Origin of the sequence: Tenacibaculum dicentrarchi (assembly GCF_964036635.1) — a bacterium.
Lineage (GTDB): Bacteria > Bacteroidota > Bacteroidia > Flavobacteriales > Flavobacteriaceae > Polaribacter > Polaribacter dicentrarchi.
This window is the reverse complement of sequence record NZ_OZ038524.1, coordinates 841,347-865,849: the sequence shown is the minus strand read 5'-3', so window position 1 is coordinate 865,849 and position 24,503 is coordinate 841,347. Positions and strand designations below refer to the sequence as shown.

Here is a 24,503-nt window from a genome sequence, read left to right as displayed (position 1 = left end):
AATGACATTGAAGGTAACCTATCGTAATGGGCGGTTTTTAAGAATCGCCTATTTATCAGGAAAATTTGATGCGTTTGTAATACTTCATTTAGGAGCAATTTTACCCGCTTATGAAAAGGAAATTCCAAATAAACAAGCCGAATACACAGGCAAAGTTACTTACTGTTTAGAGGTAAAAGAAAAATCATTATATACTTTATTTCTAGATGAATGGTATCGTTTTTATGAAAAAACAACAGGAATACCTCCAAAGTTTACAGGAGCAGATGGAAAAGCTTTAAAGCAAATTATTACCTATTTAAAAAAGATAAACGGAACAAATGAAGCTTCTGCCCTACAAAATTGGCAACTCATTTTAACAAATTGGGAAATTTTAAAAGAGTTTCATCAAGATAATACCGATTTAAAATACATAAACTCCAGATTAAATGTCATTATCAGAGAAATCATCAAAACAAACGGTGCCAGCACTTCAGGAGCTAGTGGAAGCGTCAGCATTTAATAATAGGCTGGTTATTAAACATTATAATAATTTAACAATGCGCCAAGCATTAACGGCAGGTACGCCAAGTTTAGGGGCTTTATCAAAAATAAATGAAGACAAAGCAATTACAGGTATCAAAAACTTATTTAAAGCGGTGTCTATGTATTTTGATAATATTTTGCCCGATGGTAAAGCCGAAGTAATCGCCGTAGAATTACTATCGAAATACGAATACAGAAGTTTACGTTTAGAAGATTTGGCAGTAATCTGTAAAAATTTAAAAGAAAGTGATGTTTTTAAAATAACACCTGCACGGATACTACGTGAAATTAAAAAGTATTCTGATAATCGTGAAAAATTAGCCATACAGTTAAGTAAACAATCATCAGATATAGCTAAACAAAGTGTTAATTATCAGCTAGAAGCGAGACTACAAAAACACTTTAAATCAGCACCTAATGCTAATAGGTTAGCAAGTAAACGAAATAGTGTTTCAAACAAATTTAAATAGTATTTAAAAGCAATTTAAACCGCTTTTAATTTTTGATTAAGTAAAGTGTAATAATTAAAAAAAAGAATAAAATTATGTTAGAAATACTACAATACGTTTTAGGAGACTTTTGGAGGTTTATTGGTTTTGTAATAATCTTAGAAATAGTTTTTTATTACTTACTAAATGGACTTGTTAAATTAGTGATAGCCTTTGTTAAAGGCTAGTATTTTAATGCCAACTAAATTATAAAAAAACAACAAAATGATAAAAAGAACCCGTGCCGAAATTAGTAAATGTATTATTCATAAAGTAGCAAATAAATTTAACAGTGGTCAAAATTCATTTTCTGAAGAATTAGTTCGTTTTGATGAAGAAAGCTATGAGTTATTAATGCCTTTTTTATTAAAGCCTTTTCAAACGCTTACACAAAGTTACCGATTTAGTCATCAAGCCGATGTTCGTTTAAATGAAGTTAATAAATACACCGATGCTATTTTTGATGATGAAGATGTATTTATTGAAAACTCAATAAATATTGTAAATCATTTATTTGAACAATCAAATTCAGCTCAAATAAAAACAGGCGATGTATTGGTTGTATATTTTGAAAATATCGAATATAAAAATATTTTAACCAATGCGGTTGGTGTTTTTAAAATAGAAAGTAAAGTTGATTTTTTTCAAACCTATAAAGAAGAAGAAAGTTTTGATGTGGTTGTTCAAAAAGGAATATCAACAAAAAAACTAGACAAAGGTTGTTTAATTTTAAATACAACCGATACTGAAGGAACGGTGGTGTTATCCGTAGATAATAATAATTACGATGCACAGTACTGGATTAAAAACTTCTTAAACGTGCAGTTTGCAAATGATGGTAATTTACACACCCAAAATTATTTAGAAATGTGTAAAGATTTTTCTGAAGAAATTATAAAACCTGAATTTGGTAAACAAGAACAAAGTAAGTTTTTAGCCAACACAGTTGATTATTTTAAAGAGCAAGAAAATGTAAATTATCATAATTTTAAAGAAGAAGTTTTTGAAGATGAAAAACACCAAGAAATGTTTGAAGATTACAAAAAACATTTTGAAAAGCTAAACGATGTTTTAATTCGTAACAATTTTGAAGTATCAGAAGCCGTACTAAAAAAGGAAAAAAGCAAGTTTAAATCTGAAATTAAACTAGATACTAATATTCAGATAAAAATTGATATTGATGCTCCAGATGCTGCTTCTGAATATTTAGAGTTAGGATATGATGAGGCTAAAAAGATGAAGTATTATAAAGTGTTTTTTAACGCTGAAAAATAGTTAATACCAAGTAAAATAATAATTGTTTAAAACAAAAAAGATGAGTAAAGAAATTGGTTTTATTAGAGAATTTCCAAACGGAAGAAAGTATGAATTAACCTATCAAGGTGTTATTACCGAGTTAGGTGAAAAGGTAAAAGAAAGTCGATGGATGTCGTTAGATAAAAATCCAGATGGTACGTTTGATATAAAAGATTATATCTGTGCTATTCCTTCAGGAGAAGAAGATATTAGCCTGACTACTTTAAGTATGCAATGCTTTACAGAAAAATAATTTTTAAAACCGCTTCAATTTTGGAGCGGTTTTTTTTGTTTATATTTGAAAAAAAGATAATATGAAAGATTCGACAGAAGAAGAAAGAAAAAAGAAAGAAAAAAGTGCTAAAATTTTAAAATATGGATGCTTGCCTTTAATAGGTGCGTTTTTTCTTATTATATTGTTAACAACAATAGGAGGAGGAATTACTATTGATAGTACGGGCGATAGTTTAGATGTTAAAACGGAAGTAAATAATTTCTGCAAATTATCAGTAGAAAAATTAACAAAAAAATATGGAAAACCGATTATAAATGAATATAATCAAAAAAATAAAAATTATACGTGGGTACTGAATAAAGAGAAAAATATTAAAGTCCTTCTTTTTACTGATATTAATGGTAATTCAGAAGTTGTTCGTTTTTTCAATTTTGAATTAGGTACTTTTTTTTGGGACACTTTAGGATGGCAAAAAAACAATTTAGAGTTTGATAAATTTAGTGGGATAGCTGAAATAAGTGATTATAAAAACATCAAAAAAGCTATTCATAAAACAAAACTAAATATTTTAGACGTTCAAATTAAATAGAATGAAAAATCTACTATTAATAGTACTGCTACTTCCTTTTTTAAGCATTGCACAAATACGCCAGAGCGAAGTTTTTAAAAAGCATCCAACCACGCCAACAGAAAACACGAAACTAACTGGAGTTATTGAAGTATCAAAAACAATGTATGGCATTACTTTTAAGGATACTACTATTTCAGAAGAATATAAAAACGCTGCTAAAACATTCTTTAAAAAGCGTTTAAATAGTTATACCGATTTAAAAAAATACCGCCTGCAGGTAGAAAAACGTACAGACGGTTTGTATATAGAAAATACTAAAATTTAATCAATTAAAAGTTTAGTATGTAAATTACCCGATAAATTAACATCATCAATAACACCCTGTTTAAACGCTGTTTTCAGGGTGTTTTTTTTGCCTGAATACGTACAGTTATATACCAGCGTATATACATCTACAATAGTATCTTCAATATTAAAATCTTCAGATAACAACGTAATTTTACCTGTATTTGGTGTTTCTATGGATTTAATAACTTCATCTACTACCGTAATAAAGTCGAGAAATTGCAGGCTCTTTTCCGAAGCTCGGCTGATGCTACTGGTATCCCGAAGCTGTTCGTAAGCCAATCGAAAAGTAATAGTAGCAATGGGCATTTTTGACTTATAATCAATACTCCACTTTACAAAAACAGCAGGAAATAAATGAGCCTCAAAACCTTTTTCATTATAATCTTGCCCTGCATATAAATCTACAAATTTAACGTGTGGTAAATTGTTACCTGTAAACTTATTTTTAATATCAGAATCTTTAAATTTTCGGATTAATTCGGTATAAAATGCTTTCATTTCTTATAAATTTCGTCTGTTACTTTATCATACATATGATTTTCCAACCGCAATGCCAAAACTGCTGATTCTCCTAAAAATTGACGCTTCGGAATTTTAGTATTCATTTGTCTTGTATGCGCTTTTACCTTAATAGGCTGGTTCCGTCCTTTTCTAGTTCTACTATGCGCTCTTACTCTTGCGGTTGCTTTTATTGTACCACCTTCATTGTGTATTTGAGCATACGGAACATCCGTACCAATAAGTACATAATATTTACCCTCACTAATTTTACGAATAGAACGTTTTAAACGACTCGATTTTACTAAAATAGAACCTGCTCTTTTTCGTTTTCGAGGAGTCCATTTTTCTTGTGATGTATCCACCCAGTTTTTTTGGCGAAACCTATCTTTAGAAAAATTAACCGCAATTACTCCAGCTTCCGAAGTCATTTTACTTAAAAAGAATTTGTTATCTATTCTTTGAAGTTTCTCAAAAAAATCACCTTTAAATTTTACAGACATAATTAGCTAGTTTCGGCATTTCGTACAACTCGCATCATGGCTTCGTTAAACCAATTTTCTACATCTTGCAAAGTCATTCCTTGAGTTGCACCTCCTTTTAAATTGATACCACCTTTATTTAAAGCATCAATAGTAATTGAAATATTACGTGTTTGTTTGGCATCGCCGACAACTTTATTAACTTGTTTTGTTAGTGTTTTTTTAGGGTCGGTATTTCCTTTTGGTGTAATTGGATTTCCGTATAAATCTTTTTTTACTGTTTCTTTTCCGCTTTCCGTTTCCTTATCTTCTTCTGGAGGAGTTAAGTTTAAATCTTTACGGAGGTCTTGTATTTGAGATAATCCACTTTTTGCATATTTACCAATAATCGGTAATTTTGCGGCTACTTTTAAAATACCTTCTAACGGACGCAATAAAACATCCAACAATACAATTCCAATACGTTTTAAACCTCCAATAATACCATCAGATTTAAAAGCATTTACAATACTATCCCAATGTTTATACACTAATACAAAGGCACTAATCAACCTTCCGATAGGTCCTAAAAAATAAAGTACTGTAGCTCCCCATGAATCAAAATGTGTTATTGCTGTTACCACCAAAGCTACCAAGGCAGAAATAGCAATTATTATTAAAGAAATTGGATTTGCTGATACGGCGGTATTAAATAACCACATTGCAGCCGTGGCAGCTCCTAATATGGTAACAAATGACCCAAAAGCAGGTAATATCCAATCAATGTTTTGATACAACCATTCTAATACAGGAGCAAGTGTATCAAATAAATTGGCAAGCAATGGTATTATTTTTTCACCTATTTTAGAAAATACGGCTTCAAGCCTACTGCTAAACATTTCTTTCATTTTGCCAAAATCGCCTTCTGCATTTTTTAGGGCGTCTTTTAGGCTAAATTTAGAGCTATCAAAAGCATTAAATGTTTTAATCATATCATCGGCTCCTGTTTTTACTTTTGCTAATGCGGTTCGTAATCCTTCAGGACCTCCAATTTTATTAATGGTATCAGTTATTTCTTTATCCGTCATGTTTTTAAACTTCTGACTAATATCAATCAATAACTTATCGGCATCTTTCATTTTGCCATCTACACCAAATATATCAATATCTAGTTCTTTTTTTATTTTTGAACCTTGAGCTCCTAAACCATCAAAAAAGTTTTTTGTTTGACCTGCTGCAATATCAGCATTTTTACTAATAGAAGTAAACATGGCAAAAACCTTATTACCAACATCAACACTTTGCCCTGCCGCACTTGTTGCACCCGCATATTCCGTTTGTACTTTAGCGAGTTCATCAAAAGTAACAATACCTGTTTGCACGGTTTTAGCGTTCGAGGCTAATAAAGCATCAATACCATCAACGCCAATACCAAAGGCTTTCATTGCTTTTGTGGTGGAGTTCATCGAATCGCCTAAATCAGCTCCTGTTGCTTGAGAGTAACGCCCTACTTTTTTAAAAACAGCAATAGCATCTTTACCGTATAAGCCAGTAGCAGATTGTAAATCGTACATTGCATTAGTAGAATCGCCAAGATTTGTACCAATATCAAAAGCGGCATCTCTAATTTTGGAGCGGTAACTATCAAGTTCTACTTTTGATTTATCGAGGTTCAATTGTTTGATGGGCAAAAAAGCGGTGTCAAACTTTTCGGCGGCTTGCACGCCTTTTGTGGCGAGTGCTCCAAAAGCAATACCAACGCCTAGTATTCCTACGGTAGCCAATGCCATTGGATTTTTTAATAAATCCATTGCACGCCCTAATCCTGGTATTTCATCAATAAAACCTTTATATTTTAATCTTAGTTTGTCTATTTTTCCACCAACTTTAGTTACAAATTTATCAAATTTGCTTTGTAATTTTTGAAGTTTACCGCCAAAAAGCTTAGTGCTTAAATCTAATAACATCGTCATTTTTGAGGTTGCCATAGTCTTTGTTTTATATTTTGTATATTTGTATTAAGTTTTATACGACCCTCTAACGATAAGGGCTCACTTCATCGGGATAGAATAGCACACGGGTATCATTAAATTGAAGGCGTTTTATTTAACTTATCCCAAACCAAAAGACCTTTTCTATATAAAGGGTCTTCTTTTTTTATTGGATACCAAGTCTTTATTTCTAAACCTTGCTCTTTATCCAATTTACAGTCAACAGCTATTATTTTATCTTTGTAAAACTTAACATATCTTGATTGAAATTGATTTTCTAACCTATCAGGATTATTATACCAAACTTCATCTGGGTTTTTAATAATATCTTTTATATGCGGAAATAACTGATGCCTATTTTCATTAGATTTTAAGTATTTACCTTTTGTATGTGCTTTAAATACTTTTTCTTTTAGAATCATTTTTCTACCTAAATAATCCTCTAATCCCATTAAATCAGTACCCTTTATTTTATCAAACAATTCTTTTACATTATCTCCAGTAATAGTGGTATCTATTTTAATGTTATTTAAAGAGTTTTTAAAAGTGCCATAAGATTTTGCTCCATATTTATCAAAAGTCATTTTATTCAATTTTTCAGGAAGTCCTTTTATATCTGTATAAAATTGCTTTTTTGTAAATACTTGTTTTAAATCTGCACGGTTTACTTCAAATTGTGAATTTCTATATTTAGGGTCTTGTTCTACTAATAATTCTTTTGCGTATTTTCCTGTTGTTACTTTTCCTTGAGTATCTCCTATATATTGCACAAGTTCACATCGGCAACCATAGCCGTTTGGAGCAACCAAATCCATAGCTTCTTTATCAGATAAATTAAAAATACGTCCATCTAATACTTTGTGCGAATTACGTACACTTCCATCGCCAATAGTTTGATATTGTACATAAGAAGTTACCGTATCTTTTTCAGCCATCATACGGATATAACTTGCTGAATTTTGCCCAACAGCTACCGATAAATTATATTCTGTTTGAAGCCAATTACTGTTAAATTCTTTGGTTTCTTTTTCGCACAATGCTTTAAAATCACTGTATTCACGAAGCTTTTTATTTTCTTTATCAATTAATAAATTAGTCATTGCTGATAGTCGAGCTTCAGTTTTACTTGCCGTAAATTCAAACAGATTATATTCCATCATTTGAAGCATTAGTAAATCAGGTCCTGTGTATTGTGTAGTGCTTGAAAATTTAGATTTTAAACCTTTAAATAACTCCAAAGCTTCCAAAACAATCATTTTTCCAGCAATACCCGAAGTATCTGATTTATTGTATATTTCTTTTATTAATTGGCTGTTTAATTTGGTTAATAACCTACCCATAGCACCACTAACGGCAACAATTGTACTTGGGCAACAACTCGTAGGATAACGCTGTTCCGATAGTGCAATTATTGGTTTATTTGGAGTTATCGTTATGCTTTTTTTTTTACTATCAATAGGAATATTGAATGATTTAGAAAGCCAATCTAAAGGTATTTCATACCCACTTTTAAGCAAACCATCAGTAATACTCCAAAGGTCTTTTAAATTTAAAACCTCTTCTGCAGGTTTAAATTCAAACATATCTTCAGGACTTATTTTATAACCTTGTGCTTCGAGTAATGGAAATAATTGGTCATTAATTATAAATGAAATTAAACGCTTATCGGCTTGTGCTATTTTTTTATCTAAAGTACGTTCGTGTACTTCTGTTTGACTTCGATTAGAACCTTGGTCGGATAGCATTGTAGAACCAACTAACTGCTTACTTACCATATCCATATTGGTTTTTATAAACTGTAAATAGGTGTTGTAAGCGTCCGTTCTGTTTGCCTCTTGAAATTTTATTTCTGTTCCAGTCGGAAAAGTACCAACGGAAGCTTCGCCTAACTGTAATAGCATGGCGTGAACCTTATTAATGGTGTTTGTGTCCGTTGTATTGGTCGTTGCTGTTATTAATGGCAGTCCAAATTTCTCACAAAATTCAGCCCATGCTTGCATTACATTACGTAGCCAAATAAGGTTCGGAATAATGTTGTTTAGAATACCTAGCTCACCGTTTTTACCTATTTGAATTAACCAATTTTCAAACATTGGATTTGCATAATCTATAAATTGAGGTTTTTGCAAGTCTGGAAATATTTTCTTTTGCGTAGTAACAACATTTCTGCGAGGTATAATCGTGTGTTTTATTTTTTCATTTTGAAATTCAGAAAACTCAATTAATGTAGTTCCAAAAATAATATGGTCTATTGCGTGTTCTAAAAATTCATAAAACCATTGTTGCTGTAAAGTAAAACTAAGGTCCTCATTAATATCTTTCGTTTTACGATTAATAACTTGAAAATTGGAATTTAATGTGGACATTTTACGCATTTGTATTTGCGACTGTAAATGCCCATCGGTTAATAAATCGGAAATTAAATCATAATACGCATTAAATTTTGGTTCTTCTGGATGCTGCATTAATTGTAAAGCTTGTCTCCATTTCTGAATATCTTTACGGCTAGTATCTTTAAAACCTTGTGCTATTTTGATAATACCAGGGTTTCGTTTTTCTGAATTATTTGGAGTTTCAGCTTTCGCTAAAATGCTTGCTTTTTTTATGTTTACATCGTATCCTAATACTTTCATTTTCTTTCTTTTTAAATAGCTTTTAAAGCCGTTTTAAATATTGTTTTTACCAACGATGGTTTTCGGGTTTGTGTTTTGATGTAAATTTTATGCCCTGTAAAACTTCTCCTTCTTCATTTGTTTTTTTTGGCAAATCTGCGGTGGTATCTCCAGAGGCTACAAGTTTGAGCCAATCAATAGCATCTTGATAACGAGCCGAACGAATATCGGGCATGCTTCGAGGCACAGTACTTGTGTATAAATGATACAAGGCACAATCTAATACGAGCATTAAAATATGACTATTTCGGGCTTCAGCTACTTGACTAAATATTTCGTTTACGTCGTATTTACCTGCTAAATAGTTTCTAATTTGTGCCAATGCCATTTGTTCGGCACCTCTTAATTTTGTTTCAGAATAATTTTCAAGTAAAATTTCTTTTACCTCGTTACGTACCAAAACGGTATAATCGTCATCAGTTATAAATGCCATTAAAATCTGTTTTTTTGTTTTTTGATTAATTCTTTTCGGCTGGTAGTTCTTGGAGGTGTTGAATTAATAAAAGCGGACGTGTTTAATTTTGCAATTGCCGATTGTAAGCTATCTGGTGCATCATCATGCACACCACTTCCTTTTTGAAAGGCTAATAATTGGTCTAGTAATTCAAGGCAATCAATAGTATCTTTTATTTTAGTATTAAAAAACACATTTTTACGTTCAAAATATCCTGCCATACTTTCCACACGGTCAAACTTTCCGCTTTTACTTTTGTTATCAGCAACAACAGGAACATACCAGCCCATTTCATCGCCAACGGCATCAAAATCGCTTACAAATTCATCTTGAGCAAAAAGTCCTTCAATCATATATTGAATATTGTATTGAAGTAAATTTTCATCTTCTACCTTTTCATATAACCATTTTGCGACATTGTATCGAGATGTTTGCCTAACAAAGCAATCTAATAAATGAAATTCACGTCCTTTTTTCCCAACGAAAACCATCGCTTTAAAATCTCCAGCATCTTTGTACGATAAATCGCCATAAAAACATAAAGCATCATATTGGCTGTATTTTAATCTATTTTTATAACTGATATATTCATTTTTAAAAATAGCACCTTCCACAATATGCTTGTGCATATATTCACGCATAAAAGAACGATGCGGCGTAGAATGGTATTTTTCACGCCAATATTCTGCACTTGTTTTTGCGGGCCAATTAGGCTCAAAAGTGGTTAAGTTTTTAACGGCATTTACGGTTACTACAAAGTGTTTTTTCTTGAAACCAAACTCCTTTGCCTTTTTATTATTTAGCGTAAAATCTGCTTTTAGCTGATTGATTACAGTATTTTTATGAAAGTTATTATTAGCAACTACAAAGCGTTGAAATTTACCACCTTCATCAAAAGTTCCCTTTAAGTCTTCCCAAACCCATTCGGCTGCTTTTTGACTTCGAACATCATTATAACAGCGTTCTTTTGTATCTACATCATCAACAACAATATAATCAGGTCGTTCATTTCCTTCCCGTAAACCACGAGGCGATTGACCAATACCCATGGCGATAAATTTAACGTCATCGGTTGTGGTAAAATCACCAGAAGCCCAATCGCCAAACTTAAATTTTTTACCGTAATAATGTAAAAATCTGCGATTGTGTGTTAATTGACTTTGAATGTCTGAAATTAGTTTTTTTGCCTTTGGTTCGGTTTGCCCAACTAAAAGCATAAATTTCATTCGTTTAGTAACGTACAAATACAACGGAATCCCCATACATAAATGCACTGATTTTGCTCCAGACCGATATATTTCAGCTAGTAAATTACAAACATCATTATCTATTAAAAGCTTTGCTATTTTTTTGTGAAACCAAGCACTTTCAACTTTTGCGTATTGCGGAAACATCTCTTGAAACCAAGTAATATAGTTTTTTTCTAATACTTTTATTTTCTTTCTACGTTCGGCAGGTGTTTCGTTAAGGTCTATAAAAGTAGATTGCTCTACTGATTTACAGTGAGCATCATAACTTTTTAGCAACTTTTCCATTGCTGTATTTAATCCGATAGCGCTCATTATGATGTTTGTTGTGCTTTGTGTAATAAATAATTTTTATGCCATTCTAAAAAACTAATTGCAATTTCAGGTTCTTGCTCTGCCATCCAATTATCAAATTCTTTGAATACTGTATATACAACTTCTACGGAAGTTTCATCTGCCATATCTTGCAAAGCCTTAATAGCCGCCTGAATTGCTTTCATATCTAGCTCGGCTTTTTTTCCTTCTACAAGTTGAGAAAGCTCTTTGGCTATTAATTTGCGAATATTATGAGGCGTTGCTAAAAATTGCTTTCGTTCTTCGTCCCAATTAATAGGATTATCACCAAAACCTTTACGCCATCGCCCGATAGTTTGTTCTGTTTTATCCAACGCAATGGCAATGGCTTTTGCGTTGAGTCCTTCCTCCACGAACATTCGTTGTGCGATTGCTCTTATAGGTTCATTATTTGTTCTTTTAGCCATTGATTACTATGTGTTTTACAACAAAAATCAAAAAAACAAACTACTTATTTTCAATGTATTGCAACGATTACTTAAGTAGTTTTTATATCCATATTACAGCTTTATGTTTGCTGAAAATTAGGTAAAAACATCCGTTAAAATGATTATAAGAACCCTTGGAAATAAACTACAAGCATACGGCAGAATTTGGAACGGTGATGGCGAATATTTTGTTTCATGCCTAAACAGAATAGAAGCTGAATATGACGATGTAGAAGTACATCTGCATACTGTTGGTGGCGATGTTTTTGCGGGGAATTTCATTTTTAACGGTCTAAATAAATCAACAAAAGTTAGCAAACTTGTAGTTGATGGAATTGCTGCTAGTATGGGAGCTATAGCCACAACAGCTATTGAAAATGTTGAAATAGTAGATAATGGATATTTAATGATTCATGCGCCATCGGCAAACCCTCGTGGTACTGCCGATGAAATTCAAAAAGAAGTTGACTTATTGCGTTCGATGGAAAAAGATTTTGTAAGAAAGTTAGTTGCAAAAACAGGTTTACCAGAAGCAAAAGTAAAATTATGGTTAGTTGGTGATAACTGGTTTGATGCCGAAAAATGTTTGGCTTTAGGCTTGGTATCTAAAATAATTCCTGCGGTTGTAAAACTTCCAGTAGTTATTGAAGACCCTACCGCCTTACAAATTTCAGAAGTGTCCAGTAGATACGCTGCCTTGTTAACCACACCAATTAATAAAACAAATACGATAAAAAAAACGAATATGAAACAACCACTGATTACGGCTTTGGGCTTATCGGAAGTTACTGCACAAAGTTCAGATACTGCTATTATAACGGCGGTACAAGCTCAATTACAAACAGAAATACAAGCTCGTAAAGTTGCTGAAACTGCCTTGGCGGATTATAAAAAAGGTGAAATAAAAGCCCTTTTAGATACTGCCGAAAAGGATAAACTATTCGATGCTACGCAAAGAGAAGTTTACGCTAAAATAGGAGAATCAGCAGGTGTTGAAGCTTTAAGAATTGTGCTAAAATCTCCAAAAAACAATGCCGCTCCAAATATTGCAGATGCAATTCAAAACGGTAGTTCTGGGCAACCTGAAACTCGTGCTACTTGGGATTTTGACAAATGGCAAAAAGAAGATCCAAAAGGATTGGAAAAACTAGCAGAAAAAAGCCCTGCGGAGTATGATAAAATGTTTAACGCTAAATACAATAAATAATGCCAGCATTAGTAGATGGAATATGGTTAGAACAGTATGTGGAGCCACAATTATTAGAGGAGTTTAAAAATTTCAACGATGATTTTATCGGAACTCTTAAACGCCCAAATCCTGCCGCAATTGACAAGGATGGTATCAAGTTTAATAAGTTAATCAATAATGTTGGTTTTCATATAAATAAAGGAGATGCTTTTACGCCACAATCAATGACTGGTAAAAAAGGATTGGTAAACTGGGACAAATTAGACACGGATTTAACTCAAGTTACAGACGCAGAATTAAGAGCAATGGCTTTTGATAAAGATGCAGCTATTAGAGTGAAACATTCCGAATCTTTTAAAATTGGTGTTCGTGATTATGCAATGCATAAATTAGCACCGCAACAAAATGTTGATGGTAAAATGCCAATTTTAAGAACTACGGGCGCTGTAATTAACGGAAGAAAACGTTTAACTTATACAGATTTAGTTGATTATTTAGTGCGATTAGAAGGTTTGAATCTTACAGATAAATCAGCTTGGCACATGATTTTATGCGACCACCACAAGTCAGATTTATTACACGATAGAGGCGCAACAAACAATTATCGTGATTTAATTATCAACCCAAAAACAGGTGCTATCGAACGCTTCTTTAATTTGAAGTTTTTTGAGAATAATAGTTCTGTTTATTACGGCGCATCAGGAGCGTTAAAATATCAAGGAGCAGTAGTTGGTGCTACCGACCAAAAAGGGTCTGTTTTTTATTATGCGCCAAATACGGTGTATCATATTGAAAGTGTACAAACTTTATTCAAACCAATGAATACAGATACACGAAATGCGAATCCGACAAGTGAGTTTAGATTGCATTCTTACGGTTTATGTGACAAAAAGCAAGAGCACGGTTTTGGTGCAATTGTAAGTGCTAACGAGTAAATTCTTTTAAAGTTATGACAAGAGAACAAAGAAAACAAGCCTACGAAATATTAGGTAAGTTCCAAGATGCCGAAGCTGTTTACATCAACCCAAAAGGCGAATTTTTTACAGAAAAATACTTGGGCGATAATAGTCTTAAAGCAGGTGAAAAGTTAGAAGTTGTAAAGAGAAAAGTAGTTTCTCCTACGCAAAAACAGGCTGAAAAGGAAGCTGAAGAAAAAGCCCAAAAAGAAGCAGAACAGCAAGCCTTAGAAGATGCCGAAACGGAAGCTGAAGAAAAAGCTCAAAAAGAAGCAGAACAGCAAGCTTTAGAAGATACCGAAAAGGAAGCTGAAGAAAAAGCTCAAAAAGAAGCAGATAATAAAGATAGTACTAAAGCCAATTAAATTATGTCGAATATAAATGGTGTAAGTATAAAAAAAGGACAACAGGGTGCAAATGTACTGGGGGGTGCAGATTCTGTAAGTGGAATAATTGTAGGGGCGGTTACTGCTCCTACACCACTTGGTTTCGATGGCCCTAAAGTAGTTTACAACATGAAAGGTGTCGAATCTTTAGGAATTACGGAAACTTTCGATACTACGGAAAACACAATTTTACATAGGCATCTAAAAGAATTTTACCGAAACGCTGGAGATGGTACTGAATTGTACCTAATGGTTGTGGAAAGTGGATTAAGAACAATGAGCTCTATTTGTGAAGAACAGGCTAAAAGAATGTTAGCTTTTGCGAAAGGAAAAATTAAACAAATAGCTATTGCCTATAATGAACCTGGTCAATATACCATGTTAAATGGAATGCCAGAAAATGTGTATAGCGCAATTCCAAAAGCTCAAGGATTAGCTTTATGGGCTTACAATAACCACATGCCTTGTCAAGTGTTTTTAGAGGGATATAACTGTGGAAATAATGCCGCTAGTATGGCTAATTTAAGAGAAATAGCAAATCTTAACGCAACAAAAGTTTCTGTATTTATTGGTCAAGATTATAATTATGCAAAGAAACAGGCAAGTAAACATTTTGCAGATGTCGGTAGTTTATTAGGTATTTGTGCCAAGGCGAAAGTAAATGAAAATGTTGGTAATAATGAAAAATTCAATATTACCGATGCCACAAAAGATGCTTGGCTAGAACCTGGTTTATCATCACATACACAAAATGATGAAATTTTTGAGGACCTGCAAACCCTTGAAACCAAAGGCTATCTTTTTGGTTTAGAATATACAGGTATGGCGGGTGTTCGTATAAATAACGATCACACTTGTACGCCTATTATTGTAGATGCAAACAACAAAGTTAACGAGCATACTATTGCTTATGGGCGTGTTTTAGATAAAGCTGTAAGAGGTTTGCGAACGGCATATTTACCTAAGGTAAAAACAGATTGGGTAGTCAATAAAGATACAGGTAAAATTCCTCCAGGAGTAGTTGTTGCCCTAGAAGATATTGGCGACAAAGTTTTTGAAGATATGGAGCAACGTAGCGAAATTACATTCGGTAAAACCTTTGTTGATAAAGACAGTGATTTAATTGTTTCTAAAGAGTTGAAAGTTTCCTTTGTTTTAGTTCCTAAAGGAGCAATTGGTGAAATAAAAGGAACTATTAATTTAAAAACACAAGCGTAAAATGTCAAAAGTTACAAGAAACGGAAAAGCATACGATTCTGCAGATGTAAAAGTTCAACTAAATGGAGTTCCTTTAGAAGTAACTAAAATTACCTACGGAAACGAACAGGAAAATCAATTGAATTATTCATTAGGGGCAAATCCGACTTCATGGTCACACGGTAAAATAAAACCAAACGCATCAATAGCTATAATGATGCACGATATAACTCCTTTTGAAACTGCATCAAAAGGAAGTATTATGAATATCAAGCCTTTTTTGATTACCGTAGAGTTTGTCAATGAGTTCAATATTATAGTTGTGGATACTATTTTGGCGAAATTTCAAAATGAAGGTCGTGAAGTATCTGGCGACATGGGGCTGGTAAAAGATTACGATTTATTTGCTTTAAAAGTGAAATTAAACGTAGCACCTTAATTTTTTAAAATAAGGTTTTAAACAAAAAAATTAAACAAGATTTAAATACCCTTTAAAATGGCATTAAAAGAAGTTAGTAAAGAAGTAAAAGAAACGCTAAAAAAACAACACGGCGACAAATTAAAGTCGTTGATTTTACCATTAGACGATTTTAATATAGACGAGCTGGAAGTATTGGCAATTATTCCAAAGCGTAGCGTTGTGGGGCAAACGATGAAATTCATGCAATCTGATCCAAAAAAAGGACAAGAAATTTTAGTAAAAAATTGTTTACTAACAAGTAAAGAGGAAGTAGTAAGCGATGACGGATTATTTTATGCCGTTGCAGGTTTATTAATGGATTTAATTCCAATACGCCAGGGAAAGTTTGGGAAAGTTTAGAGCGATGTTCTAGGCTTAACGAAGAGGAAGCATTCGATTTATATTTTAAGGCAGATGCTTTGATTAGTCATTTTTTACATATCCCTTTTCCTGAAAGATTAACGGATGATGTTTGGGCTATAAAATGGGCACAAATAAACTGGTTATCAACTCAAGGTATTTTAACAATTAAAACAAATGAATAACGGAGAAGCCATTGTTATAAATTTAGCAGCTCGTTATGCAGCCGCTTTTGGGGCGGTTGCAATTAGCAAATTACTAAACAAAGCAATACTTATTAAAGAAGATAATAAGTATGATGTTGAATTTTATGGCGATGCTTGTTCAGATGCCGAAAATATCACTTTTAAGTATGCGGGCGAAGAATTGTTATTTGGCGAAATGATTACTGGTAAAAATGCTACTACATACGCACCGCCGTTAATGGTAAGTTTTTCTCGAGAGAAAAATTTAATTGAAACGGAAGCATCAGGAAGTGATAGCGTTGTTGTGGAACGTTGGGGTACAAAACCGTGGTCTATTGATATTCGAGGTATTTTAATAGATGTTGATAACCGTGAATATCCTTCATATAAAATAGATTTATTAGCTCGTTTTTTTGAGCATAACGATATTATTGAAGTTTACGGTGAACAGTTTTATGACAAAGATATTGATAGTATTTATTTAACCGCCGTTTCAATAACGCCAGTAGAAGGTTTTGCTGATACCGTGCAAATTAGTTTATCAGCTAAAAGCATAAAAGGAGTTAATTATACGCTATTAAATCCGATGTAAAATGAATTATCAGTATTATAATATTGCCGTAAAAATCACTATTAATGAAGCAATACAATTTGGCGTTGTAGAATCTATTTATATAGAAAATACCATTGAAAAGTTTTCAGATACCGCTAAAATTACACTTCCTAGAGCGTTTAAAAATGCACAGGAAAATGGCGAAAATGTATCATTGGCACAAAAGAACTTGCTCGAAATCATAAAATCAGGCGATACTATTAAAATAGAAGCTGGATATAACGACGAGTTAAAAGTAGAATTTGAAGGTTATATTGATGAAATTGGTGCAGAAATTCCGTTGCTTTTAATCTGTGAAGATGAAATGTATCAACTGAAAAAGAAAGAAAAAATAAATAAAACTTTCGCTTCAGTAACCTTAGAAGATTTGTTAAAGTTTATCGCTCCAGCCTATGAAATTGAAGCTTTAAATATGCCTCTTGGTAAATTTATGATTGAAAATGCAACGCCTTATAAAGTTATTGAAGAACTCAAGCAACAGTATGGGATTCGATGCTATTTTAAGAATAAAGTTTTAACAGCAGGGCTTACCGTTGATTTTAAACCCGCAGTATCGCATGATTTTGTTTTTGGTAAAAATATCCGCAATTCTAACAGTTTAAAATATGAAACGAAAGAGCAACGGAAACGATTTTATAAAGGGATTAGTCATCAAACAGGAACTTCTAAAAAGATAACCTATGAATATGGCGATACAAGTGGCGATCATAGAACATTGCATTTGCCTTTAAATTTATCAGAAAATGAAGTAAAAGAATGGGTGCATAAAATACACGACACTCATGTTTATACAGGTTACGGTGGTGCATTAGATAGTTGGGCAATTCCTTTTACAAATGCTGGAGATAGCATGAAATTAACAGACCCAAACTATCCAGACAAACATCGAGATATGACTCTTTTTGTGGAGAGTGTTATTGTAAATATTAATAAATCTGACGGATACAAACGAACAAATAAGGTATCCTTTAAAATCAAATAAAATGATGTTTAAATATTGTTTAAGTGTGTTTTTAATAGTTAGTTTAATAAGTTGTAAAACGATTAATCCACCTATTGAAAACACAAGTATTGAGTCTAAAAAAAATATAAAAGAAATATTGAGAGATACTATTTTTTCAACCAAAAAAGATAGCTCTTTTTATTTCTCTTACATTAAATGTATTAATAATAATCCGATACTTGTTTCTCAAGAAGAAAATAAAAAAAGCAATTTTTATTATAATTCAGCAATTCCAAAGGAAATATCAGGAGAAATTTTAAAGCCTCCAAGGGTACATTTAGAAAATAATATTTTAAGTGTGAGTTGCAAAGCTAAAGCCCAAAAGCTATTTGTAAAATGGAAAGAACAACATATTCAAGAGCAAATAAGTAAAATTAAAACAATAACACTACCCGCTAAAATTATTGAAAAGCAATTGAGCTGGTGGCAAAAGCTTTGGATTTCTGCGGGTAAAATTTCAATAGTAATTATAAGCGTTTGGGTTTTAACAAAAATATCATGGAAGAGTTTGTTCGGGCTATTAATTCGGTTTCTAAAAAAGCTTTAAAAACAAGTATCGGTAAAGTAACTGAAATTACAGAAACTACTTGCACCGTTGAAAGAGAACATTTATCTGAATTATTAGACGTGCGTTTAAATGCCGTTGTTGGCGATTTTGAAAGTTCTTTTATTGTATATCCAAAAATAAACTCGGAGGTTTTAGTTGTTGAAATTGAAAACAACCCGCAAGAAACAGCCATTATAAAATACACCGAAATTGACCGTGTTACTATTCAAATTGATGAATTTGAAGTTGATTGTAATAAACAAGGTTTATCCGTTGGTAATAAAGGAGAATCCTTTAAAACAATTGTCAATGATTTAATTGATGAGCTAAATAAAATTTTAGTAATCCAAGGAAATACAATTAATGTTCCTGCGATGAATGCCATAAAAGAACGTTTTAATAAAGTACTTAAATAATGCCTAGCACTCAAAAGCAATTAGCCGATAAATTATTTGAAATCCGTGAAGAATATTCGAATAATCCAACGATAAAACCCGAAGTAGCACGCAAAGAAATGGCGCTTAAAGAAGCAAAAGCAATTAACGATTTTGTTATTGGTAGAACTACCACCGTTACTGGAGCTAGTGCCACAGGCGGACCAGTAACAGGAACAGGTATAATTAAATAATAATTATGGATTTATTACTTGATGAAAATGGTGACTTAGCGATTGAAAATGGTGATTTTGTGATTGGAAAATCGGATCAACAAAACGTTGAAATTGTTTTACTTTCTAATAAAGGCGAGTTTAAAGAATTTCCTTTAGTTGGTTTTGGTGCGATTAATTATATAAAAACCAATGTTTCTGAAATTGAATTTAAACGAAATTTAAAGATGCAACTAGAATATGTTGGTTATAAAAATCCAACGATTGATTTAACTGGAGGTTTTGAAAACCTGAAAATTAAAATTTAATGGTAAGTTTTATACAAGAAAATATAGGCGAAATATTGGGTTACACTTTAGGAGCAGGAGGAGTTGGAATGGCAATTTTGGAGCGAAGAAAAAATAATGCTATTACAAAAGGTGTTGAGGCAGATGTTGAAAGCAAAGAAATTGATAACGGCTCTAAAGTTATTGATATGTATAAATCAGCATTGGATGATTTACCGATTCGGTACGAAAAAAAATATCAAGAAACTTCTCAGCTATGGGAACGAAAGTTTCAAATGATGACCGAAGAAATGAGCCAGCTAGAGTCTTCTTATAAACGAAAAAATAACTTGTTAGAAGATGAGATAAAGCTAAAAAACAAATTTATACTTTCTTTAAAAAGAGAGCTACGAGAAAAAGACACCGAAAACAAATTGTTAAAAAAGCAACTTAAAGATGCGAATAATAGCACTCAATAAACAATCCTTTTTGGATATCGCAATCTTAACAACAGGATTGGCGGTTAATGCCTCTTTAATTGCAAAAGCGAATCATAAAGCACCAAGTGAGGTTATTGAAACTGGAGATAAAATTATTATTCCTGAAAATGTTATTTATAATAAAGATCATTTAAACTATTATCAAGCAAAAAAAATACTCCCCGCTACCGCATTAACACAAACTAATATTGACGCAATTATAGGTTGTGAAGGAATTGGATGTTGGGCAATTGGAATTGATTTTAAAGTAAGCTAAAGCTCAGAAATAATTCAAAAAAAGACCTAAAAAAACCATGAAAGTACAAGAAATTAAAAATAAAATGATAGCTGTTAAGGAAAATGAAAGTTCCTTAAAAGACTTGAATAGTACGAGCAAAGTATCTATTTGGAATTTGTTTTTGTTTATCGTGGCTTTTTGTTTTCAAGATTTACGCATTTATTTTGATGCCCACCGAAAGTACATCGATTATAGATTGGCACACGAAAAAGCGGGAACATTGCCGTGGTACAGAATTATGGCATTGGCTTTTCAAAATGGTTTTGATTTAATTACAGATACCGATAAATTTCAAAATGAAACAGCAACATCCGAAGAAATAGACGCTTCAAAAATTATAAAATATGCCACCGCAAATGACGGCGAAGTAGCAGGAACAATTGTTATCAAAGTTGCCACCGAAACAAACGGAAAACTTTCAAGAATTACGCCACAACAAGAAGAATCTTTAAAGCAATATTTTGAAGAAATTAAATTTGCTGGAGATGATATTACGGTTATCAATCATTTAGCGGATAAACTATTTTTAACCTTAAAAATTTATAGAGATGCCTTAGTTTTAGACGAAACTGGTATGTCAATTTTACACGGAAATAAACCAGTTGAAGAAGCTTTACAGCAGTTTATGAAAGAATTGCCTTTTGATGGCGAGTTAATATTGCAAAGTTTAGTTGATAAATTACAAGCAATTAAAGGTGTTAAAATCGCACATATTGTGGAGGTAAAAAGTAGCTCTTTAGACGCTTCAAAAGATACACACGGAACACCTGAATTAATAGAAGTTAGCAAAATACCCGCAAGTGGTTATTTCGAAATTGAAACTTTTGAAAATATTCGTTATGTGGTATAATATTGATTTTTATAAATGGGCAATACTTTTATTACCCACCGATTTACGCAAACCAAAAATGATTGGTTTTATAAAAACGCTCGTATCTCCAGTAGCTAATTTACACGCCGAATTTTTAAAAATGCGGGTGGCTGATGAATTTATTTTAAATCATAATGGGCAAAGATGTTATTTGCGAAAGGCTTTAAATGATGTTTTTGATGCCGATTTAAGACGTATCAGAATTGGTGATGGCAATCAATTTGAGCGACATTATATTTATACAAGAGCAGAACAAAAACCAGTATTTCTTGGTAAACTTTTTATAAATGATAAAACTGATTATGCCGATACAGGAATTGATTTTATTGCTTACGTCCCAAATAATATTGTAAAATCAAGAAAAATAGCCCTTGAAAAGTGGATTGAAATATTCAAAAAAGGAACAAAAAAATATAAAATTATTGCGATATGAATATTATTGATTTTCAACAAAATGGCGGTTTTCCTTTGGAAACAAATACGCTTACAGAAATGCAAAAAGCATGGCAGATTTTTAATGCTTTTGGTTTTTTGGCGGGCGATAAAACAATTATCAGCGGATGCAAAATTAGCGGAAACCAAATAACAAACGGTTTTATTTATTTAGATGGCGAGTTGTTAGAATTCCGTGGCGGTATAAAGCAAAATAGCGTTGTCATTATTCAAGAAGAAGCAAAAGCAATTTTTGAAGATAAAAGCGAAAAACCTGTTTATTTTACTCGTTATGCAACTTTTGGAGTTTCAGGAAATTCGATTCCTTGGAGTAGTTTTAAACATATTGATAACTTAATAGTTTTATCAAATCAAGTAAAAAAACTAGAAAAAGAATTAGCAGAAATTAAACCAATTTTCAAAGAAATAAAATACGTTGGTACAAGTGTAACTCAAGCAGAATTACAAAGAGGTTGGTTTATCGCAAACGGACAAAACGGAACGGATAATATTTTAGGGCGTATGCTTGTTGGGTACGATGCTAATCAAAAAGAATTTAATAGCATTGGTAAAAAAGGCGGTGAAAAAACACATCAACTAACAACTTCTGAACTGCCAAGTCATCAACATGAAGGGCGAACACGTTCTGCTGGTAGTCATAATCATGATGTAATGGACGGTTCTGGAGGAGGTAAAACGGGCTCAATTTTAGGTAACTCTAATGGGCAATCGAATTTTTCAGGACAAGATTGGAAACGTGAATTTGTTAGCGGTAATGGTTTAATAAAAGATTCAGAAAATCATACTCATTATTTTACAACAGATAATGAAGGAAATGATAAACCACACAATAATTTACCGCCATACATTGTGGCATTACCAATTCAATTTATAGGATAATGAAACATCAAGAGAACGTAAAAAAATGGTTTGAAACACACGACAAGCCTTCCCAACAACAATTTTATAACTTCTTTAAATGGATTCGTTGGATTGATGAAAATATTAGTATCCAAGATATTGAGGGTTTAAATAATTTGTTAATCGCCAAGGCGGATAAACAAGCGTTTAATACGCATTTACAAGATGAAATATTGCATCCTTCGGAAAATGACCGTGAAAATTGGAACGGTAAATTGGATAAAACAGGAACTTCCGTAAACGCATATAAACTTGGCGATAAACCACCAAGTTATTACGTAGCTAAACAAGATGTTTACGATAAACAGGAATCTGACAACGCTCTTTTACTAGCAATGAATGAAGTTGTTCAAATGTTATTGAATAATCCAGATGCTGAAATTAATTCTATTCAGGAATTATTAGCTGAAATGAATACTGCCGATAATGCTTTAATTACTTCAATAGCAAATAAAGTGAGCTATGTTGTTTTTCAAAATTTATCCGAAGAACAACAAAAAATTGCCCAAAAGAATATTGGTCTGCTTAATCATAATCACGATGATAAATATCAATTAAAAGACGAGGTAAATGGTGCGTTTATTAGTAGTCAGAGATTGATAAATAGAGAAACAGGAGACGGGATATTTCCTAGAGGAAAAGGTGTTGGAATTTCATTAATTTCAAACACAAAAGGTTCAACTGGTTTTCCTGAGGAATACGGAGCATCTGTTCATTTTTTCTTCGGAAATACATCAGACATTACTACATCCGAAAGGCGTGCGTTTACTTTTTGGAAAAACCACTTTAATAATGAATTGTATTATCAGTCGTATGCTCCAAATGGTACTTCAAACGGTTTTGAAAAGATATTCACAAAAGAGAGCTTAAAAAAAACTGATGTAGATGTTTTAGAAATAAACGCAAAGACTTTAGAAGGTAAAAATGCTTCTGACTTCATAAGTAGACTAACTACTTTTAATAAAAATAATGCAACAGCCTCGTTTACGTATGGAAAGACAGGGATACAAATGATTTCAAACACTGGCGGAAGTAGTGGGTTTCCTTATCAGTGGGGATCGTCCGTTCATTTTGGGTTTGGTAGTTCAAAAGAAAGGGCATTTACTTTTTGGAAAAAATCACACGGAGAAGGTTTGTATATTCAATCGTATTCAAAAGAAGGTGTCTCTTTAGGCTTCAAAAAGATTGCTTTACTTGAAAACGTACAACCAAAACAAACCGTAAAACCACTATCATCAGTAACAACGTACACGGCAAGAACTTCGGACATTGGCAATATAGTACCATTAAATAACGCAAATACTCAGATTATTTTAAACACCGCATCATTTCCACGAATTGGTGACAAAGCTCAGTACTTCTACAAAGGAACAGGAACTTGTAAAGTAGCTACATCAGGAAGTGCAAATGAATTAAAAAATATAAATGATACGTTGGAGTTTGATGGGCAAAATTCAATGATAGAAATAACCAAAACAGGAGCAAATGAGTATTTCGTTTGCGGTCAATTAATACGTGCGTAATTATGGGAATGGCAAGTTCAAGAAGATATGGAATGCAGGAAATTACTATGGTTACTACGAGTACGGATAGTGAGTGGAAGGTTTCTCGAGCAGAAAGTTCGAGTATAATTAAATGGTATGCCTTGGGTAATACTTACCGAGGAGATACGCCAACAATTGATTTTAGCGGAAATACGGGAAGTGAAACTATTATAATTAAATCTAGTAGGGGCTTAACTTATTTAGAATGTAGCGCCGAACTAACAGAATTGGATGCAAGTAAAAACTCCTGTTTAACTCACCTCAAATGTAATGGTACTAGATTAAAGATATTAGAAGTAAGTAAAAACACCCTTTTAACTCATTTAGAATGTGTTAGCACCGAACTAGCAGAATTAGACGTAAGTAAAAACTTGAGCTTAACTTACCTAAACTGTAACGACTGCGGGGATTTAGCAGAATTAGACGTAAGTAAAAATACCCTTTTAACTTTTCTGTCATGCTATCATAAAATGAATAATCTTACAACAATTTACGTAAACCAAACGCAATTAAATAATATACCCAGCGGTTGGCAAAAAGAAGCAAGCGCTACTTACGTCCTAAAACAATAATAAAATCATCAAAAGAAAATAAAAATGAAGGAAGAATTAAGCTGAAATA

At 32.5% G+C, this 24,503-nt stretch carries 33 protein-coding genes; 26 read left to right on the top strand and 7 right to left on the bottom strand.

Going from position 1 to position 24,503, the window contains the following annotated elements:
* The first annotated feature begins 1 nt into the window (after window position 1).
* From ABNT14_RS03925 to ABNT14_RS03900, 6 genes are all read left to right on the top strand, one after another.
* Window positions 2-502, top strand: coding sequence for a hypothetical protein (locus ABNT14_RS03925; protein WP_145993590.1), 501 nt, complete (start codon window positions 2-4; stop codon window positions 500-502).
* Complete coding sequence (locus ABNT14_RS03920) at window positions 429-995, top strand: hypothetical protein (RefSeq protein ID WP_145993591.1); 567 nt, start codon at window positions 429-431, stop codon at window positions 993-995. Before ABNT14_RS03925 ends, ABNT14_RS03920 begins: the two co-directional genes overlap by 74 nt.
* 243 nt (window positions 996-1,238) lie before the next feature.
* Window positions 1,239-2,288, top strand: coding sequence for a nucleoid-associated protein (locus tag ABNT14_RS03915; RefSeq protein ID WP_101903558.1), 1,050 nt, complete (start codon window positions 1,239-1,241; stop codon window positions 2,286-2,288).
* A 40-nt stretch (window positions 2,289-2,328) separates the two neighbouring features.
* Entirely contained in the window at window positions 2,329-2,562 is a 234-nt protein-coding gene (locus ABNT14_RS03910; protein ID WP_058884432.1) for a hypothetical protein, read from the top strand.
* A 61-nt stretch (window positions 2,563-2,623) separates the two neighbouring features.
* Window positions 2,624-3,133 (top strand): hypothetical protein, encoded by a 510-nt coding sequence (locus tag ABNT14_RS03905; protein WP_058884433.1) that lies wholly within the window; start codon window positions 2,624-2,626, stop codon window positions 3,131-3,133.
* A 1-nt stretch (window position 3,134) separates the two neighbouring features.
* On the top strand, window positions 3,135-3,440 hold the full coding sequence (locus ABNT14_RS03900) for a hypothetical protein (RefSeq protein WP_058884434.1): 306 nt from the start codon (window positions 3,135-3,137) through the stop codon (window positions 3,438-3,440).
* Here ABNT14_RS03900 and ABNT14_RS03895 read toward each other — a convergent pair.
* The 7 genes from ABNT14_RS03895 to ABNT14_RS03865 all read right to left on the bottom strand — a co-directional run bounded on the left by ABNT14_RS03895 (window position 3,437) and on the right by ABNT14_RS03865 (window position 11,547).
* Window positions 3,437-3,961, bottom strand: a complete 525-nt coding sequence (locus ABNT14_RS03895; RefSeq protein ID WP_101903559.1) for a hypothetical protein — start codon at window positions 3,959-3,961, stop codon at window positions 3,437-3,439. The two genes, ABNT14_RS03900 and ABNT14_RS03895, sit on opposite strands and share 4 nt — an antisense overlap.
* Complete coding sequence (locus ABNT14_RS03890) at window positions 3,958-4,464, bottom strand: phage virion morphogenesis protein (RefSeq protein WP_101903560.1); 507 nt, start codon at window positions 4,462-4,464, stop codon at window positions 3,958-3,960. The genes ABNT14_RS03895 and ABNT14_RS03890 overlap by 4 nt, the downstream gene beginning before the upstream one ends.
* A gap of 2 nt (window positions 4,465-4,466) precedes the next feature.
* On the bottom strand, window positions 4,467-6,410 hold the full coding sequence (locus tag ABNT14_RS03885) for a phage tail tape measure protein (RefSeq protein ID WP_101903561.1): 1,944 nt from the start codon (window positions 6,408-6,410) through the stop codon (window positions 4,467-4,469).
* Window positions 6,411-6,508: 98 nt separating this feature from the next.
* Entirely contained in the window at window positions 6,509-9,046 is a 2,538-nt protein-coding gene (locus ABNT14_RS03880) for a phage portal protein family protein (protein WP_101903562.1), read from the bottom strand.
* Window positions 9,047-9,092: 46 nt separating this feature from the next.
* Window positions 9,093-9,518: a phage protein Gp36 family protein gene (locus tag ABNT14_RS03875; RefSeq protein WP_058884439.1), complete on the bottom strand. Its 426-nt coding sequence runs from the start codon at window positions 9,516-9,518 to the stop codon at window positions 9,093-9,095.
* Window positions 9,518-11,101, bottom strand: a complete 1,584-nt coding sequence (locus ABNT14_RS03870) for a hypothetical protein (protein ID WP_234985006.1) — start codon at window positions 11,099-11,101, stop codon at window positions 9,518-9,520. The genes ABNT14_RS03875 and ABNT14_RS03870 overlap by 1 nt, the downstream gene beginning before the upstream one ends.
* Entirely contained in the window at window positions 11,101-11,547 is a 447-nt protein-coding gene (locus tag ABNT14_RS03865) for a helix-turn-helix domain-containing protein (RefSeq protein WP_101903563.1), read from the bottom strand. The genes ABNT14_RS03870 and ABNT14_RS03865 overlap by 1 nt, the downstream gene beginning before the upstream one ends.
* A 139-nt stretch (window positions 11,548-11,686) precedes the next feature.
* On the opposite strand from ABNT14_RS03865, the gene ABNT14_RS03860 reads away from it, so the two are divergent.
* Genes ABNT14_RS03860 through ABNT14_RS03765 form a run of 20 tightly spaced genes read left to right on the top strand, consistent with a single transcriptional unit; the run spans window position 11,687 to window position 24,454 of the window.
* Entirely contained in the window at window positions 11,687-12,775 is a 1,089-nt protein-coding gene (locus ABNT14_RS03860) for a Clp protease ClpP (RefSeq protein ID WP_101903564.1), read from the top strand.
* Complete coding sequence (locus ABNT14_RS03855; RefSeq protein ID WP_101903565.1) at window positions 12,775-13,692, top strand: hypothetical protein; 918 nt, start codon at window positions 12,775-12,777, stop codon at window positions 13,690-13,692. The genes ABNT14_RS03860 and ABNT14_RS03855 overlap by 1 nt, the downstream gene beginning before the upstream one ends.
* Window positions 13,693-13,706: 14 nt before the next feature.
* Window positions 13,707-14,078 carry a hypothetical protein gene (locus ABNT14_RS03850; RefSeq protein WP_101903566.1) on the top strand — a complete coding sequence of 124 codons (372 nt, stop codon included), beginning with the start codon at window positions 13,707-13,709 and terminating at the stop codon, window positions 14,076-14,078.
* Window positions 14,079-14,081: 3 nt separating this feature from the next.
* Window positions 14,082-15,317, top strand: a complete 1,236-nt coding sequence (locus tag ABNT14_RS03845; protein ID WP_101903567.1) for a DUF2586 family protein — start codon at window positions 14,082-14,084, stop codon at window positions 15,315-15,317.
* Window position 15,318: 1 nt separating this feature from the next.
* A complete protein-coding gene (locus ABNT14_RS03840) occupies window positions 15,319-15,735 on the top strand; it encodes a hypothetical protein (RefSeq protein WP_058884445.1) in 417 nt (138 codons plus the stop codon).
* 57 nt (window positions 15,736-15,792) lie between these two features.
* Window positions 15,793-16,116, top strand: a complete 324-nt coding sequence (locus ABNT14_RS03835) for a hypothetical protein (protein WP_101903568.1) — start codon at window positions 15,793-15,795, stop codon at window positions 16,114-16,116.
* 59 nt (window positions 16,117-16,175) lie between these two features.
* On the top strand, window positions 16,176-16,301 hold the full coding sequence (locus ABNT14_RS03830; RefSeq protein WP_262509577.1) for a hypothetical protein: 126 nt from the start codon (window positions 16,176-16,178) through the stop codon (window positions 16,299-16,301).
* Complete coding sequence (locus tag ABNT14_RS03825) at window positions 16,294-16,893, top strand: DUF6046 domain-containing protein (RefSeq protein WP_101903569.1); 600 nt, start codon at window positions 16,294-16,296, stop codon at window positions 16,891-16,893. The genes ABNT14_RS03830 and ABNT14_RS03825 overlap by 8 nt, the downstream gene beginning before the upstream one ends.
* A 1-nt stretch (window position 16,894) precedes the next feature.
* Window positions 16,895-17,896 carry a hypothetical protein gene (locus ABNT14_RS03820; RefSeq protein ID WP_058884448.1) on the top strand — a complete coding sequence of 334 codons (1,002 nt, stop codon included), beginning with the start codon at window positions 16,895-16,897 and terminating at the stop codon, window positions 17,894-17,896.
* Window position 17,897: 1 nt separating this feature from the next.
* Complete coding sequence (locus ABNT14_RS03815) at window positions 17,898-18,464, top strand: hypothetical protein (RefSeq protein WP_101903570.1); 567 nt, start codon at window positions 17,898-17,900, stop codon at window positions 18,462-18,464.
* Window positions 18,416-18,880 (top strand): hypothetical protein, encoded by a 465-nt coding sequence (locus tag ABNT14_RS03810; RefSeq protein ID WP_101903571.1) that lies wholly within the window; start codon window positions 18,416-18,418, stop codon window positions 18,878-18,880. Before ABNT14_RS03815 ends, ABNT14_RS03810 begins: the two co-directional genes overlap by 49 nt.
* A complete protein-coding gene (locus ABNT14_RS03805; RefSeq protein ID WP_058884451.1) occupies window positions 18,880-19,092 on the top strand; it encodes a hypothetical protein in 213 nt (70 codons plus the stop codon). The genes ABNT14_RS03810 and ABNT14_RS03805 overlap by 1 nt, the downstream gene beginning before the upstream one ends.
* Window positions 19,093-19,097: 5 nt before the next feature.
* Complete coding sequence (locus tag ABNT14_RS03800; RefSeq protein ID WP_058884452.1) at window positions 19,098-19,379, top strand: hypothetical protein; 282 nt, start codon at window positions 19,098-19,100, stop codon at window positions 19,377-19,379.
* Window positions 19,379-19,816, top strand: a complete 438-nt coding sequence (locus tag ABNT14_RS03795; protein ID WP_101903572.1) for a hypothetical protein — start codon at window positions 19,379-19,381, stop codon at window positions 19,814-19,816. The genes ABNT14_RS03800 and ABNT14_RS03795 overlap by 1 nt, the downstream gene beginning before the upstream one ends.
* A gap of 10 nt (window positions 19,817-19,826) precedes the next feature.
* A complete protein-coding gene (locus ABNT14_RS03790) occupies window positions 19,827-20,093 on the top strand; it encodes a hypothetical protein (protein WP_101903573.1) in 267 nt (88 codons plus the stop codon).
* 37 nt (window positions 20,094-20,130) lie between these two features.
* Window positions 20,131-20,964 carry a nucleotidyltransferase gene (locus ABNT14_RS03785; protein ID WP_101903574.1) on the top strand — a complete coding sequence of 278 codons (834 nt, stop codon included), beginning with the start codon at window positions 20,131-20,133 and terminating at the stop codon, window positions 20,962-20,964.
* Window positions 20,954-21,418 carry a hypothetical protein gene (locus ABNT14_RS03780; RefSeq protein WP_101903575.1) on the top strand — a complete coding sequence of 155 codons (465 nt, stop codon included), beginning with the start codon at window positions 20,954-20,956 and terminating at the stop codon, window positions 21,416-21,418. Before ABNT14_RS03785 ends, ABNT14_RS03780 begins: the two co-directional genes overlap by 11 nt.
* A complete protein-coding gene (locus tag ABNT14_RS03775; RefSeq protein ID WP_101903576.1) occupies window positions 21,415-22,317 on the top strand; it encodes a phage baseplate protein in 903 nt (300 codons plus the stop codon). The genes ABNT14_RS03780 and ABNT14_RS03775 overlap by 4 nt, the downstream gene beginning before the upstream one ends.
* Entirely contained in the window at window positions 22,317-23,861 is a 1,545-nt protein-coding gene (locus tag ABNT14_RS03770; RefSeq protein ID WP_101903577.1) for a hypothetical protein, read from the top strand. The genes ABNT14_RS03775 and ABNT14_RS03770 overlap by 1 nt, the downstream gene beginning before the upstream one ends.
* Before the next feature lie 8 nt (window positions 23,862-23,869).
* Window positions 23,870-24,454 (top strand): hypothetical protein, encoded by a 585-nt coding sequence (locus tag ABNT14_RS03765; protein WP_348719398.1) that lies wholly within the window; start codon window positions 23,870-23,872, stop codon window positions 24,452-24,454.
* The last annotated feature ends 49 nt before the right edge of the window (window positions 24,455-24,503 follow it).

Coding starts and splice junctions, on each gene's coding strand:
- ABNT14_RS03925 (WP_145993590.1), top strand. CDS start 2: ATGACATTGAAGGTAACCTATCGTAATGGGCGGTTTTTAAGAATCGCC.
- ABNT14_RS03920 (WP_145993591.1), top strand. CDS start 429: ATGTCATTATCAGAGAAATCATCAAAACAAACGGTGCCAGCACTTCAG.
- ABNT14_RS03915 (WP_101903558.1), top strand. CDS start 1,239: ATGATAAAAAGAACCCGTGCCGAAATTAGTAAATGTATTATTCATAAA.
- ABNT14_RS03910 (WP_058884432.1), top strand. CDS start 2,329: ATGAGTAAAGAAATTGGTTTTATTAGAGAATTTCCAAACGGAAGAAAG.
- ABNT14_RS03905 (WP_058884433.1), top strand. CDS start 2,624: ATGAAAGATTCGACAGAAGAAGAAAGAAAAAAGAAAGAAAAAAGTGCT.
- ABNT14_RS03900 (WP_058884434.1), top strand. CDS start 3,135: ATGAAAAATCTACTATTAATAGTACTGCTACTTCCTTTTTTAAGCATT.
- ABNT14_RS03895 (WP_101903559.1), bottom strand. CDS start 3,961: ATGAAAGCATTTTATACCGAATTAATCCGAAAATTTAAAGATTCTGAT.
- ABNT14_RS03890 (WP_101903560.1), bottom strand. CDS start 4,464: ATGTCTGTAAAATTTAAAGGTGATTTTTTTGAGAAACTTCAAAGAATA.
- ABNT14_RS03885 (WP_101903561.1), bottom strand. CDS start 6,410: ATGGCAACCTCAAAAATGACGATGTTATTAGATTTAAGCACTAAGCTT.
- ABNT14_RS03880 (WP_101903562.1), bottom strand. CDS start 9,046: ATGAAAGTATTAGGATACGATGTAAACATAAAAAAAGCAAGCATTTTA.
- ABNT14_RS03875 (WP_058884439.1), bottom strand. CDS start 9,518: ATGGCATTTATAACTGATGACGATTATACCGTTTTGGTACGTAACGAG.
- ABNT14_RS03870 (WP_234985006.1), bottom strand. CDS start 11,101: ATGAGCGCTATCGGATTAAATACAGCAATGGAAAAGTTGCTAAAAAGT.
- ABNT14_RS03865 (WP_101903563.1), bottom strand. CDS start 11,547: ATGGCTAAAAGAACAAATAATGAACCTATAAGAGCAATCGCACAACGA.
- ABNT14_RS03860 (WP_101903564.1), top strand. CDS start 11,687: ATGATTATAAGAACCCTTGGAAATAAACTACAAGCATACGGCAGAATT.
- ABNT14_RS03855 (WP_101903565.1), top strand. CDS start 12,775: ATGCCAGCATTAGTAGATGGAATATGGTTAGAACAGTATGTGGAGCCA.
- ABNT14_RS03850 (WP_101903566.1), top strand. CDS start 13,707: ATGACAAGAGAACAAAGAAAACAAGCCTACGAAATATTAGGTAAGTTC.
- ABNT14_RS03845 (WP_101903567.1), top strand. CDS start 14,082: ATGTCGAATATAAATGGTGTAAGTATAAAAAAAGGACAACAGGGTGCA.
- ABNT14_RS03840 (WP_058884445.1), top strand. CDS start 15,319: ATGTCAAAAGTTACAAGAAACGGAAAAGCATACGATTCTGCAGATGTA.
- ABNT14_RS03835 (WP_101903568.1), top strand. CDS start 15,793: ATGGCATTAAAAGAAGTTAGTAAAGAAGTAAAAGAAACGCTAAAAAAA.
- ABNT14_RS03825 (WP_101903569.1), top strand. CDS start 16,294: ATGAATAACGGAGAAGCCATTGTTATAAATTTAGCAGCTCGTTATGCA.
- ABNT14_RS03820 (WP_058884448.1), top strand. CDS start 16,895: ATGAATTATCAGTATTATAATATTGCCGTAAAAATCACTATTAATGAA.
- ABNT14_RS03815 (WP_101903570.1), top strand. CDS start 17,898: ATGATGTTTAAATATTGTTTAAGTGTGTTTTTAATAGTTAGTTTAATA.
- ABNT14_RS03810 (WP_101903571.1), top strand. CDS start 18,416: ATGGAAGAGTTTGTTCGGGCTATTAATTCGGTTTCTAAAAAAGCTTTA.
- ABNT14_RS03805 (WP_058884451.1), top strand. CDS start 18,880: ATGCCTAGCACTCAAAAGCAATTAGCCGATAAATTATTTGAAATCCGT.
- ABNT14_RS03800 (WP_058884452.1), top strand. CDS start 19,098: ATGGATTTATTACTTGATGAAAATGGTGACTTAGCGATTGAAAATGGT.
- ABNT14_RS03795 (WP_101903572.1), top strand. CDS start 19,379: ATGGTAAGTTTTATACAAGAAAATATAGGCGAAATATTGGGTTACACT.
- ABNT14_RS03785 (WP_101903574.1), top strand. CDS start 20,131: ATGAAAGTACAAGAAATTAAAAATAAAATGATAGCTGTTAAGGAAAAT.
- ABNT14_RS03780 (WP_101903575.1), top strand. CDS start 20,954: ATGTGGTATAATATTGATTTTTATAAATGGGCAATACTTTTATTACCC.
- ABNT14_RS03775 (WP_101903576.1), top strand. CDS start 21,415: ATGAATATTATTGATTTTCAACAAAATGGCGGTTTTCCTTTGGAAACA.
- ABNT14_RS03770 (WP_101903577.1), top strand. CDS start 22,317: ATGAAACATCAAGAGAACGTAAAAAAATGGTTTGAAACACACGACAAG.
- ABNT14_RS03765 (WP_348719398.1), top strand. CDS start 23,870: ATGGCAAGTTCAAGAAGATATGGAATGCAGGAAATTACTATGGTTACT.